The sequence below is a fragment of the Collinsella sp. AF25-2LB genome (assembly GCF_003458415.1).
In the GTDB taxonomy this organism is placed as follows: Bacteria; Actinomycetota; Coriobacteriia; order Coriobacteriales; family Coriobacteriaceae; genus Collinsella.
Window position 1 is genome coordinate 1 of record NZ_QRUF01000006.1, and the last position, 12,463, is coordinate 12,463.

Sequence of the window (12,463 nt, forward strand, 5' to 3'; positions counted from 1 at the left end):
CGGCCCGACTCGGCGTTCTGGACGGCGCGCGTCAGGTGGCGCGACAGGCCGTTGCCGTAGAAGATGTTGTCGCCGAGAACGAGCGCGCACGGCTCGCCGGCGATGAACCCCTCGCCGATGGTGAAGGCCTGCGCCAGGCCGTCCGGGCTCGGCTGCTCGGCGTAGGACAGGTTCACGCCGTAGCGCGAGCCGTCCCCGAGCAGGCGCTCGAAGTTGGGCAGGTCGGTCGGCGTGGAGATGACCAGGATGTCCCGGATGCCCGCCAGCATGAGGGTGCTGAGCGGGTAGTAGATCATGGGCTTGTCGTAGACCGGCAGCAGCTGCTTGGAGGTCACGAGCGTGAGCGGGTACAGGCGCGTGCCGGACCCGCCGGCGAGGATGATGCCTTTCATTGGCTATAACCTTTCATTTCTTGCTGCCCTGCGACCAGCGCGGTTTCCGAGAAGGCGAGCGCAGCAGTCGACTCCGAAGGCGATGAACTCGACCAGATTGCCCTCCCGAAGGAGCTGGGAGGAGACCGCTTTGACGAGCCGGCCCCCTTCACCGATCTCACTTGCATGCATAAGATTGTCCGCATGCGTTTCGAGAAAGAAGCCGACGGCGCGGTTGCGGGCAAACTGTTGGAATGGCGTCAAGTTATGCGAGTGATAGACCTCCGCACGCGGCTCGTAAGCCACCTTCAACCCTGAGGCGATAAACCTTGCCGCCATGAGCATGTCCTCGTTGGTGTTAACGTGCTCGAATCCGCCGCATTCGAGATATGCAGTTCGTCGATAGGCGGAACAGGCATCAGATGCAAAGAACGTCTTAATACCGAGTTTCTCGAGATCACATTTGGAACGAACGGATGGCCAGTCGGGATAGTTAAAACCACGCACCAGCTGTTCAAAACGTCGGGCATCCGCCTTAGGCAGCTGCCTGCCGCTTACGAGAGCAATATCGGAATCATCAACCATGGGAGCAACAAGCCGCTCCAGGTAATCATCAGAAACAGGCACAGCATCTTGGGTAAGGAAGCATACAAAGTCACCCCTCGACTCCCTTAGTGCCATGTCTCTTGTGGTGCCGTGGTTGAAATCCTGGCGATCAATCTTCAGCAGGCGGACTCTTTTGTGCTGCCGGACCAGCTCTATAGTTTTATCTTCCGAAGCGGAATCAACAATCAGGATATCAACCGGCTGAATAGACTGGTGTTCGAGGGCAATTAAAAGCCCATCGATTTCATGCTCAGCATTAAGAGTCGGAATGATGACGGAGATTTCCATCTATCGGCCCGTCCTCTCCTTGCCAAACATGGCGCCGAAAGTGCCAGCAAAACACTTCCAATCCATTCGGAAACAACGGTTCCGTACGTAATGCAATTCGATTTTTTGGCGCAGACCGCTTTCAAATGACGCATCGTTGCGATCCGTTGCCTGCCATAACCCGGTAATTCCAGGTTGAACCGAAAGAAATACGATCTTATCCTCATCAGAAAAATGCATTTCGAGTTCATCACGCGTAATGGGACGAGGACCTATAACGGATAAATCACCATTTAAAACATTAAGAAACTGCGGCATCTCATCGATAGAGCACTTACGAATAAACTGACCGACCTTAGTGATGCGCGGATCGTTATCGACCTTGCGCTCAATTTCCCACTGATGCAGCTGCTCAAAATTTAAATACTTCTGAACATTGCCCGCATCGGCAACCATGCTGCGCAGCTTAAAGATCTTAATGACCTTGCCATTTTTGCCAATTCGCTCTTGGGTGTACAAGGGATTACCCGGAGACTCTAGACAAATCAGGACGCACACAAGGCCCACTGGAATAAATAAAATAGCGATAGCCATAAGACTAAACACAAGGTCAAACAGCCTCTTGACGATGCGATACCCAAGCGTACCGCTCGGCTTTATCTGATTGAAAGCCAGCGCACCAACCGTTGATGTACAACTCTCTGTTACTTCTTTAGCAGCCACAATAAAACTTACGTTCCTGTCCCCAGGAACCTCCCCCCCCCATCTATGAATCCAAAAACCAAGTAATTTGCCGGTGCAACGTCTCCCTTACGTTTTGCTGGGCACGTCAAGCGGTAGCAGCTCCCTAAATGTGGAGCCACCATCGCCCACGTCCACCAGGCACCAGCGCTTATGACGATCGATCTTCTTTACACGGGCCTCTTGCCCCACCAAGGGACCCTGCTCTATGTGCAACACGCCGTCTTCTATGCGCGCCACGCTGTTGCGCACCACACCGTCGTCATCCAACACGCTGCGGTACCAGTCCTGCGCATCGTCGGGCATGGGCATGTACGCCCGCTCCCTACTGCCAGCGATACGGCACCCAAAGCTCAACTGAGCCAGGGCCCTATCGAGCACAGCAGCATCGCGCGTAGCGACGAAGAAGTATTCCTTGTACATAGGTTTGGTTTGGAGCGACCAGGCACCATCCCGCTTAAACCAGAACTCCTTTTGCATCACAAAAGCGTCCTGCATAAGGTTGTTCGGGATAATACGGCGGACCTTTTCGCAGGTCTCGCGCTCTTTTCCATTGGGGGTGTGAACCAGATACCAGCGGACGCGGCCGTGCTGGCTATTGGTGGTGGCGCCGTTAAATGCGCCCGGCAGCTGCTCTTGGCGCCGTGCCGTCTGTTCCATGTTCTCGCCCCCTCTTTTGGCTTTGCGATGTACGCAAATGCAGGGGCGTTTAGAACAGGCTTCTCGCTCGCAGCTAGGCGCAGTCGCAAAAGTACAGGTTTTTGTATCTTTCGACATAGGCAATTATACGAGCAATTAATCAACGATTGCCCAGATTACGCAAAATGTCCTGCCGGTAGATAAATCTCCATACCCCTCTACAAAAACCTGTACCTTTTTGTGCAACAAAAAAAGCCGCTCAACCAGCGGCTTTTCTTATTTTGTTAAGAAAAAGGCGACCGCCCTTTGCGGACGGTCGCCTTTGTTAATTGTTGTGCAGCTTGCCTTAGGCGCGGGTCTTGATCTCCTCGAGAACCTTGGCAACAAACTCGTCGACGCTCATCTGAACGGTCTCGTTGGAGCGATCGCGGACGGAGATGTTGCCGGCCTCGACCTCCTTCTCACCCAGAATGAGCATGTAGGGCACGCGGTCGATGCTGCGGGCCTCGCGGATCTTGTAGCCGATCTTCTCGTCGCGGTCGTCGCAGACCACGCGAATGCCGGCCTCCTCCAGTTTGGCGCACACCTCGTGGGCGTAGTCGCGGCTCTTCTCGGAGACGGGAAGCGCCTTGACCTGCACGGGAGCCAGCCAAGTGGGGAACTTGCCCGCAAAGTGCTCAATCAGAATACCGATGAAGCGCTCGATGGAGCCAAAGCACACGCGGTGCAGCATGATGGGGCGCTTCTTGGTGCCGTCAGCGTCAACGTACTCCAGGTCAAAGTTGAGCGGCATCTGGAAGTCGAGCTGGACGGTACCGCACTGCCAGGTACGGCCGAGCGAGTCCTCTAGATGGAAGTCGATCTTGGGGCCGTAGAAGGCGCCGTCGCCCTCGTTGACCTCGTAGTCCATGCCCAGCTTCTCCAGAGCGGTGCGCAGGCCCTCCTCGGCGCGAGCCCAGTCCTCGTCAGAACCCATGGAGTCCTCGGGGCGGGTGGAAAGCTCAACGTGGTACTTAAAGCCAAACTTCTGGTACACGGAGTCGATGAGGTTGACCACGCCCACGATCTCGTCGGTCAGCTGGTCGGGGCGCACAAACAGGTGGGCGTCGTCCTGGTTAAAGCAGCGCACGCGGAACAGGCCGTGCAGGGCGCCGCGCAGCTCGTGGCGGTGCACCAGGCCAATCTCGCCGGCGCGGATGGGCAGCTCGCGATAGGAGTGCGGCTTGGAGGCGTACACCAGCACGCCGCCCGGGCAGTTCATGGGCTTAATGCAGTACTCTTCGTCGTCGATGACGGTGGAGTACATGTTGTCCTTGTAGTGGTCCCAGTGGCCCGAGGTCTTCCACAGCTGCTTGTTCATGATGAGCGGCGTGGAGATCTCCACGTAGCCGGCCTTGTGGTGGATCTCACGCCAGTAGTCCAGCAGCGTGTTCTTAAGGATCATGCCGTTGGGCAGGAAGAATGGGAAGCCGGGGGCCTCGTCACGCATCATAAAGAGGTCCATCTCGCGACCGATCTTGCGGTGGTCGCGCTTCTTGGCCTCCTCCAGCATGTGCATGTGCTCGTCGAGCTCTTCCTTGGTGGCAAAGGCGACGCCGTTGATGCGGGTGAGCATCTTGTTGTCCTTGTCGCCCTTCCAGTAAGCGCCCGAGACGCCGGTAAGCTTAAAGGCCTTCAGCGCCTTGGTGTAGCAGATGTGGGGGCCGACGCACATGTCGATGTAGTCGCCCTGCTGGTAGAAGGTGATACGGGCGTCGTCGTCCAGGTCGCCGATGTGCTCGACCTTGTACTTCTCGCCGCGCTCTTCCATAAGGGCGATGGCCTCGGCGCGGGGCTTCTCGTACACGGAGAACTTGAGGTTCTCCTTGACGATCTTTTTCATCTCGGCCTCGATCGCGGGGAAGTCGTCCTCGCTGATCTTGACGCCCTCGGGCAGGTCGACGTCGTAGTAGAAGCCGTTGTCGGTCGCGGGACCGTAGGCAAAGTCAGCCTCGGGATAGAGGCGCTTGATGGCCTGCGCCATGATGTGCGCGGCGGAGTGGCGGATGACGTGCGTGACTTCGTCCTGCGGGAGCTCGGCCACCGAACCGTCATTGTAGAGTGCCTTCATGGGTATGTTTTCTCCTCTCGGATGCCTGATGCAAGTGCGTGCGATGCGCTCGGCGATTTAACTTGCATCATTATAGGCAGGTTGCCTTGGTATACAAGCGCCCGCCGCACCTTAATGGCACGGCGGGCGATTTTCTACGCATGCTTCATCGTGTGGGGCGGGGCTGCGGGGCGCGCATGGCTTGCGGTGTGCCCGTGGCTTGCGGCCGGCCCAGCGATGGATGCGTTACTGGATGCGAGTTCGGCAGTAGGGGCAGACCTTCCAGTGCGCATCGAGCGGGCGATGGCAGCTGGGGCAGACGTTGCGAACCTGGGTATCGCACACCGGGCAGACGACGAAGTCCTTCTCGATGGGCGCGCCGCACTGCGGGCAGGTGCCGTACTGGGCAAGCTGGCGCTCGCGCAGGGCCATGTCCAGCTCCTGCTCCTCGCGGTCGGACGCGTAGGAGTGCGGGCGCAGGACCAGGTAGGCAATGAGGCCCACAAACGGGATGAGGGCGATGATGCCCCATGCCACGTAGGCGCTGGCGCCGCGACGGCGAGCGTCGATGAACACATAGACGACCGACAGCACATACAGGGCGATGATAAAGCCAACAAAGGCATAGACGACGCCCATAAGCTGCGGAGACATGAGCTCGGAGATGTACTTGGACATTACGGGTACCTTTCGGAATATTAACAGTCCGGACAAGTTTACCACGGGGTTTGTTTATATGGGACCACGGCTAGGGACGGGGCTGGCGCGGACACAAACATCTCAATCTGTAACAGTTAGGAGCGGAATCCGGGTCTAGATGTTAAAGATCGAGATAAACGGATGACCCGCCAGACTAACGTCTCAATCTGTAACATCTGGGACCCAAATCCTCGTCTAACTGTTACAGATCGAGACGAAAGGTTGCCGTAGCTGTCGGCAGACGAGGTTATCGACGTTGCCGGGTCTCCCCTCGCCTGCCGTTGGCGGGTGTTGCGGGGCTGTTCGCCGCATTGCCGCCGCGCTAGGGGTGTGCAGACCGTAGGATAGTCTTATTGACAGCCTGTCAACTCGTCTGGGAGGCACTGTGACAGAAACGTTTGATATCGCGATTGTCGGCGCGGGCATCACCGGATGCGCCATCGCGCGGCAGCTCGCGCGCTATGACCTGTCCATTTGCGTGGTCGAGGCGGCTAACGATATTGCGCTGGGCGCGTCGAAGGCCAACGGCGGCCTGGTGCACGCCGGCTACGATCCGGCGCCGGGAACCGTAAAGGCACAGGTCAACGCCCGTGGCTGCGAGTTGTACGGTACATGGGCACAGGAACTGGGCTTTCTGTTCTGCCGCACTGGGTCGATGGTGTTGGGCTTTAACGACGAGGACCGCGCGCATCTGGAGAAGCTACGGTGCAACGGCCTTGCCAACGGTGTGCCCGAGCTGTCGATCGTCGGACCCGACCGCATCCACGAACTGGAGCCGCGCGCCAGTGCCGATGCAACGTGCGCGTTGTGGTGCCCCTCCACTGGCTTTGTCGACCCGTTTGAGGTTGCCATCGCCGCGCTGGAGAACGCCGTGGCCAACGGGGTGACGTTTATGCGGTCCGCGCCGGTGGAAGTGATTGAAGTCGCGGGCTCGGGCGATGACGCGCGCTTTACGCTGGCGACCCCCGCTGGCAACGTGCGCTGCCACTACCTGATCAACGCCGCCGGCAACGGCGCCGCCGACATCTCGCATATGGCGGGTGCCGAGGAGTTCCAGATGGTCTGGCGTCAAGGCAACATCGTGGTGCTGGACAAGGAGCCGCGCACGCTCATGCCGCTCTACCCCGTGCCGACGCCAGTGTCGAAGGGCGTTATCGTGACAGGCACCGTGCATGGCAACACCGTGATCACCGCCACGGCTGCCGTGCGCGAGCCGGGCGACACGCAGACCTATGCGAGCGATGTGAATGCGCTGCTGACCGACGCGCGCAAGCTGGTGCCCGATCTGGATACGCGCCGCGTGGTGCGCGCATTTGCCGGCGGGCGTCCGGTCATTCAGGAAACGAACGACTTCTTTATTGGACAGTCAGCCGTGGTGCCGGGGCTGTTCCAGGCGGCGGGCATTCAGTCGCCGGGTGTGGCGAGCGCGCCGGCCATTGCCGAGCGCATGGAGCTTGTGATGCGCGAGGCGGGCGTGGAGCTGCACGAGCGGACGGACTGGAACCCAATTCGCCGCGCGCCGGACGATTTTGACCGCGCATCGCTGGCGCGCAAGGAGGAGCTGATCGAGTCCGATCCCGCGTGGGGCCAGATTGTCTGCCGCTGCGAGACGGTGCCCGAGGCCGAGATTGTGGCCGCGATCAGACGCCGCCCGGGCGCGGTTTCGGTCGAGGGCGTCAAGCGCCGCTGTCGTGCGGGCATGGGTCGGTGCCAAAGTGGCTTTTGCCAGAGTCGCGTGGTGGCGATTCTTGCCCGCGAGCTGGGTTGTGACCCCAGCGAGGTACTGCTGGAGGATGCTGGATCTTGGTTGGTTGAGGGACCGCTGAAGGGGGTGCGCTAGGATGGCGGAATTCAAATCGAGCGCGATTGATAGCGGCATCATTGAGGGCGTGGCAACGCAGGCCTTCGACGTGGTCGTTATCGGCGGCGGACCTGCCGGCATGGCGGCCGCGCTTGCCGCGCATAAGGCCGGCGCGCACGTGGCCATCGTGGAGCGCGAACAGCATCTGGGCGGCATTCTGCGCCAATGCATCCACCCCGGTTTTGGCCTGTCGCACTTTAAACAGGAGCTCACCGGTCCCGAGTACGCGCAGCGCTTTATCGACCAGGTACGCGCAACCGACATTGCGCTGTTCCTGAACAGCATGGTGATTGGGATTGATTCAGGCGAGCCTACGGAAGACACCGCGGTCCATACCGTCACGCTCATGAGCCCTGCCGGCATGTTGCAGCTCACCGGACGCGCAGTCGTCCTTGCCATGGGGTGCCGTGAGCGCACCCGCAGCGAGATCAAGATCCCCGGCAGTCGTCCCGCCGGCGTGTTTACGGCCGGCTTGGCGCAGCGATACATCAATATCGAGAACCTCAAACCCGGCTCGCGCGCCGTCATTTTGGGCTCGGGCGATATCGGGCTGATCATGGCACGTCGCTGCACGCTCGAGGGGATTTCGGTCGAGGGCGTGTACGAGCTCATGCCGTACGCTAACGGGCTGCGCCGCAATGTGAAGAACTGTCTGGACGACTTTGGCATTCCGCTGCACCTGTCCACCACCGTGACGCGTGTAATTGGGCACGATCGCGTGGAAGCCGTCGAGGTAAGCCAAGTCGACGAGCGCCTGGCGCCCATTCCGGGGACCGAGCGCATTGTTCCGTGCGACACGCTGCTGCTTTCGGTGGGTCTGATACCCGAGAACGAGCTTTCGGTTGCCGCGGGCGTAGAGCTTGACCCGCGCACGCGCGGCGCCGTGGTGGACCAGAGTCTGCAGACGGGCGTGCCGGGCATCTTTGCCTGCGGCAACGTCCTGCACGTGCACGACTTGGCCGACAACGTGACGTGTGAGTCCGAGAGAGCTGGCGCAGCTGCGGCGGCGTACGCGCTGGGCGGCGGCGCGGATGCCGAGGCGGGCGCTCCGGGCGCGGGTTGCCAGCTCACGGTCTCCCCTGCCGGCATTGCGGGCTACGCGCTGCCGGGACGCATTACGGCTGTAGCACTCACCAAGCTGAACTTCCGCGTGCGCCGACCCGTCGACGCCGCCCGCGTGAGAATCTTGGCCGACGGCGAGGAACTGTTCACCGGCAAGGTCCGCGCGTTTAAGCCAAGCGTTATGGAAAGCTTCCCACTCCCGGCAAAGGTGATTCAACGTATACTCGACCTGGGTGTCAGCGAGATTGTCCTGTCCGTCGACCCCGCTGAGGAGGCGTAGAGCCATGAGCACGAACGCGATCGAGACGCTCAAGTTCAACTGCACGACCTGCCCATCCGAATGCCTTCTGACCGTAGAGGTAGAGCGTGACGCAGACGGCGCCGTGGCAGAGGTGCGCTCCGTGACCGGCAACAGTTGCCCGCGCGGTGATAGGTTCGCACATCAGGAACTCACCTGCCCCATGCGCGTACTCACCACCACCGTGGCCGTATCCGGAGGCGACGAGGCGTTGCTGCCCGTGCGCACGGCCGAAGCCGTCCCGCTGGCGCTCCACGCCCAAGCCATGAACCTCATCCGAGGCCTAGTCGTCAACGCCCCCATCCGCATGGGCGACATCATGCTGGAAGACCTCCTCGGCACCAGCATCAACCTCATCGCCAGCATGGACATCAACCGAGCCCAAGAAGCTAATTAGGGGCAGGGCTCTTCTAGCTACCCCGCCATCCACCCGCCCCTCCTCAATTGCGGTGAAATAGATCCTGATTTCCGCCAAGACCCCGGCATCCAGGAACTATTCCACCGCAACTATCCTTGGAATTGGTATTTAGCCTATGCCTACTTTAGTGCCATTTCAAAACTATGCCGGATTACGGGGCTGATTCGGAGACCCCCATCCATACCGGCATTTTTCGATTTTTGATAAGCCGTCTACCTGCGCTTTTGTTTTCGCGATTTTTCCCATGGTCAAGTAATACAGGTCCAGCCCCGTAATCCGCCATACTTTTGAAACCAACCCATTTGGGACGGGCTATATTGACTACTTTTACCTATCAGCTCGCTCAAATGATTTTTCTGGGACGGGGATTAAATAATCATTCGGCACCCAATGATTATTTAATCCCCGTCCCAGAAAAATCATTCCGCATGTTTGACGCAGCTAAAATAGCCCGTCCCAAATTGACTACCCTGGCATTGGGGATACCATGGTGGCACCCTAGCGAAAGGATGTTTCATGGCACATGTCGATGACCAGCGTGTGGCGCGCGTGCTCGATGCGCTCGAGGCTCAGCACCCCGGTGCGCAGCTGCTCGTAAACGACCCGTGGTCGATCTATTACCTGACCGGCTTTTATGCCGATATGTTCGAGCGTTTTTGCGGCGTACTACTCGCGCGCGGTGCCGAGCCGGTGATCCTAGTCAACGCCCTTCATCAGCTGCCCGAGTATGACAATGCCCGCGTCGCCTACCACACCGATACCGACGTCGTAGCCGACGCCATCGTTCGCGAGGTCGATCCGACCAAACCGCTCGGCATCGACACCGTCATGCGCTCCGGCTTTTTGATGCCGCTTATGGAGCGCCACGCCGCCAGCGAGTTTTTCCTGGGCGACTTTGCCGTCACCGCCGCGCGCACCTACAAGGATGCAGCCGAGCAGGAGCTGATGCGCGCGTCCTCGACCGCTAACGACGCCGTGATGGCCGACGCCATCAAGCTCGTCCATGAAGGCGTGACGGAGCGCGAAATTGCCGACCAGATGCTCGGTCTGTATCGCAAGCACGGTTGCGAGGGCTTTAGCTTTCCGCCCATCGTGAGCTTTGGCGCCAACGCCGGCGACCCGCACCACGAGCCCGACGATACGGTACTCAAGCGCGGCGACGTGGTGCTGTTCGACATTGGTGGGCGACGCCGCAACTACTGCTCGGACATGACACGCACGTTCTTTTGGGGCGAGCCGGACGAGGAGACGGCACGCATCTACGACATCGTGCGCCGCGCCAACGAGGCCGCCGAGGCGCTCATAGCACCAGGCGTGCGCATGTGCGACCTGGACCGCGCCGCGCGCGACGTAATTGAAGGCGCGGGCTATGGGCAGTACTTCACGCATCGACTGGGACACTCGATTGGCCTGCAGGACCACGAACCGGGCGACGTCTCGCTCGCCAACGAACAGGTCGTAGAGCCGGGCATGACGTTCTCCATCGAACCGGGCATCTACCTCCCCGGCCGCACCGGCGTCCGCATCGAGGACCTAGCCCTGGTGACCGAGAACGGCATCGAGATTCTCAACGCCTACCCCCACGATCCGGTCCGCCTAGACTAGACAATGTGTCAAAGGGACAGCCCCGTTGACACATTCCGCTAACGTCGCGCCGCGAAAACGGGCTATCCACTACGTTTAACCCGCATGGGTCAACCATGCGGGTCTTTTTTGAAAAATGACAAGCCCTCTACCTGCGGTTTTGATTTCACGATTTTCCGTGTGGTCGAGGGTAGTCGGTAAAACGTAGTAGATAGCCCCATTTCGTGGCAAGCGAGTCAACTCGGGGCACAGGGCAGCTAAAAAAGCCCCGTCCCAAATTGGCTGCTTTTGAGTTGCGGTGATATACGGACTGTTTGAGGCTTCTGGCTTGTAAAACAGTCCGCATTTCACCGCAACTGATGAGGGGATGGGTTAGCGCAGCAGGCCTGCTACTTCGCCGGCTAGGGTGATAGTGCCGGCTGCTACGAAGGACTCGCCCGCGGCATCGAAGGCAGCGAGGGCCTCGGACACGCTCGGGTATACGCCCGCGAGCTTATCGGCATCAACGAGGGCGGCGAGTTCCTCTGCCGGCAGGGCGCGATCGGAATCGGTCTGGGTCACGACCACGCGCGGGAAAGCCGGAACAAGCACGTCGACGATGCCCGCCACGTCCTTGTCTGCCAGCGCGGCACATAGCAGCGTGGGGCGATTCTCTACACACGGATCGATCTCGTCCAGTGCGCTCACAAAGTTCTCGCAGCTCTGGGGGTTGTGGCAGGCGTCGATCAGCTTGAGCGGATCGGTTCCCAGCACATCAAAGCGACCCGGCGTGGGACAGCCCAAAAGCGACGCATCGAGCTTGTCATGGTCGAGTTCGCGACCCAGATACCCCTCGCACAGCATAATCGCGCACGCGGCATTCTGCGGCTGATAGGCCGGCTTGACCATGCTCGACGTATAGATCGCACGCGGCGTGGTGCAGCTGAACTCAACTGTGTCGCCCACGTGCTCCGGCACCTTGGTCGTGGCGTGGCTGACCACCAGCGGCACCACATCACACTCGCGGCAACGGGCATCCATCACACGCTGAACGCTCGGCTCATGCGTGCCCTCGCCCAGTACAACCAGGCGTCCGGGCTTAATAACCGCAGCCTTCTCCCCCGCAATAGCCTCAAGCGTGTCGCCCAAAATACGAGTATGGTCGAGCCCAATGCCCGTAATGGCCACGGCGACGGGATCGGTCGCACTCGTGGCGTCCCAACGACCGCCCATGCCAACCTCGAGCACAGTAACGTCCACTGCAGCCTCGGCAAACACCACCAGTGCGGCAGCCGTCAGCAAGTCAAATGGCGTGATGGTATAGGCGCGCTCCCCCGCCGCCACACGGTGCGCATTCACGCGACGCCCCGCCTCAACAGCAGCAGAAACGCCACGGGCAAACGCCTCATCGCTCACGACGCGCCCATCAACCTCCATGCGCTCGGGATAGCGAACAAGCTGCGGCGACGTATACAGCGCAGTCTTGAGCCCCTCGCCGCGAAGGATGGCAGCCGAAAAACGCGTGGTCGATGTCTTGCCATTGGTACCGGCAACCTGAATGCAATCGAAATACTCGTCCGGACGTCCCAGCTCATCGAGCATATCGACAACCGTCTCAAGCAGAGGACCAGCATCCCCAGAAATCCGCCCCGTATCAGCAGCCAGCCCAACAGCCTCATCAAACGAAAGCAACTCAAACGAGAACGGAACGACATAAGACCCAGAACGCTTAGCCATAACCCAAAGTCCCCTCAACATAAAAAGAGGCCCGAATCAACAACGAGCCCCTCCCATACAAAATATCAGCCAAACACCGCTTTGCAGCGACCTCAAGGCCACAACCAAGTGG

Annotated in this window: 11 protein-coding genes; 4 read left to right on the plus strand and 7 right to left on the minus strand. The window is 59.8% G+C overall.

The window, feature by feature from the left end; genetic code table 11:
- The 6 genes from DWY51_RS04020 to DWY51_RS04045 all read right to left on the minus strand — a co-directional run.
- Positions 1–392, minus strand: a 392-nt coding sequence (locus DWY51_RS04020; protein ID WP_158556902.1) for a sugar nucleotidyltransferase, incomplete at its 3' end; no start/stop codon positions are given.
- 3 nt (positions 393–395) lie between these two features.
- Entirely contained in the window at positions 396–1,265 is an 870-nt protein-coding gene (locus DWY51_RS04025; RefSeq protein ID WP_117769962.1) for a glycosyltransferase family 2 protein, read from the minus strand.
- Positions 1,266–1,967, minus strand: a complete 702-nt coding sequence (locus tag DWY51_RS04030; protein ID WP_117769963.1) for a sugar transferase — start codon at positions 1,965–1,967, stop codon at positions 1,266–1,268.
- Between the two features lie 87 nt (positions 1,968–2,054).
- Positions 2,055–2,645: a hypothetical protein gene (locus DWY51_RS04035; RefSeq protein WP_117769964.1), complete on the minus strand. Its 591-nt coding sequence runs from the start codon at positions 2,643–2,645 to the stop codon at positions 2,055–2,057.
- A gap of 325 nt (positions 2,646–2,970) precedes the next feature.
- Positions 2,971–4,734: a threonine--tRNA ligase gene (gene thrS / locus DWY51_RS04040; protein ID WP_117584100.1), complete on the minus strand. Its 1,764-nt coding sequence runs from the start codon at positions 4,732–4,734 to the stop codon at positions 2,971–2,973.
- 225 nt (positions 4,735–4,959) lie between these two features.
- On the minus strand, positions 4,960–5,391 hold the full coding sequence (locus tag DWY51_RS04045) for a zinc ribbon domain-containing protein (protein WP_055251579.1): 432 nt from the start codon (positions 5,389–5,391) through the stop codon (positions 4,960–4,962).
- A gap of 406 nt (positions 5,392–5,797) precedes the next feature.
- Here DWY51_RS04045 and DWY51_RS04050 point away from each other — a divergent pair, with 406 nt between their 5' ends.
- From DWY51_RS04050 to DWY51_RS04065, 4 genes are all read left to right on the plus strand, one after another.
- Positions 5,798–7,252, plus strand: coding sequence for an NAD(P)/FAD-dependent oxidoreductase (locus DWY51_RS04050; RefSeq protein ID WP_117769965.1), 1,455 nt, complete (start codon positions 5,798–5,800; stop codon positions 7,250–7,252).
- A gap of 1 nt (position 7,253) precedes the next feature.
- Positions 7,254–8,615: an NAD(P)/FAD-dependent oxidoreductase gene (locus DWY51_RS04055; protein ID WP_117769966.1), complete on the plus strand. Its 1,362-nt coding sequence runs from the start codon at positions 7,254–7,256 to the stop codon at positions 8,613–8,615.
- 4 nt (positions 8,616–8,619) lie between these two features.
- Positions 8,620–9,030 (plus strand): DUF1667 domain-containing protein, encoded by a 411-nt coding sequence (locus tag DWY51_RS04060; protein ID WP_117769967.1) that lies wholly within the window; start codon positions 8,620–8,622, stop codon positions 9,028–9,030.
- A gap of 537 nt (positions 9,031–9,567) precedes the next feature.
- Positions 9,568–10,656 (plus strand): Xaa-Pro peptidase family protein, encoded by a 1,089-nt coding sequence (locus DWY51_RS04065; RefSeq protein WP_117769968.1) that lies wholly within the window; start codon positions 9,568–9,570, stop codon positions 10,654–10,656.
- 351 nt (positions 10,657–11,007) lie between these two features.
- Here the strand turns inward: DWY51_RS04065 and DWY51_RS04070 are convergent, their stop codons facing one another.
- The gene (locus DWY51_RS04070; protein ID WP_117769969.1) at positions 11,008–12,351 is read right to left on the minus strand and encodes a folylpolyglutamate synthase/dihydrofolate synthase family protein; all 1,344 of its coding nucleotides are present in this window, start codon (positions 12,349–12,351) and stop codon (positions 11,008–11,010) included.
- Positions 12,352–12,463 lie beyond the last annotated feature (112 nt).

Excerpts from the sequence above, each read along its gene's own strand:
- DWY51_RS04025 (WP_117769962.1), bottom strand. The coding sequence starts at position 1,265 with ATGGAAATCTCCGTCATCATTCCGACTCTTAATGCTGAGCATGAAATC.
- DWY51_RS04035 (WP_117769964.1), bottom strand. The coding sequence starts at position 2,645 with ATGGAACAGACGGCACGGCGCCAAGAGCAGCTGCCGGGCGCATTTAAC.
- thrS (WP_117584100.1), bottom strand. The coding sequence starts at position 4,734 with ATGAAGGCACTCTACAATGACGGTTCGGTGGCCGAGCTCCCGCAGGAC.
- DWY51_RS04045 (WP_055251579.1), bottom strand. The coding sequence starts at position 5,391 with ATGTCCAAGTACATCTCCGAGCTCATGTCTCCGCAGCTTATGGGCGTC.
- DWY51_RS04055 (WP_117769966.1), top strand. The coding sequence starts at position 7,254 with ATGGCGGAATTCAAATCGAGCGCGATTGATAGCGGCATCATTGAGGGC.
- DWY51_RS04060 (WP_117769967.1), top strand. The coding sequence starts at position 8,620 with ATGAGCACGAACGCGATCGAGACGCTCAAGTTCAACTGCACGACCTGC.
- DWY51_RS04065 (WP_117769968.1), top strand. The coding sequence starts at position 9,568 with ATGGCACATGTCGATGACCAGCGTGTGGCGCGCGTGCTCGATGCGCTC.
- DWY51_RS04070 (WP_117769969.1), bottom strand. The coding sequence starts at position 12,351 with ATGGCTAAGCGTTCTGGGTCTTATGTCGTTCCGTTCTCGTTTGAGTTG.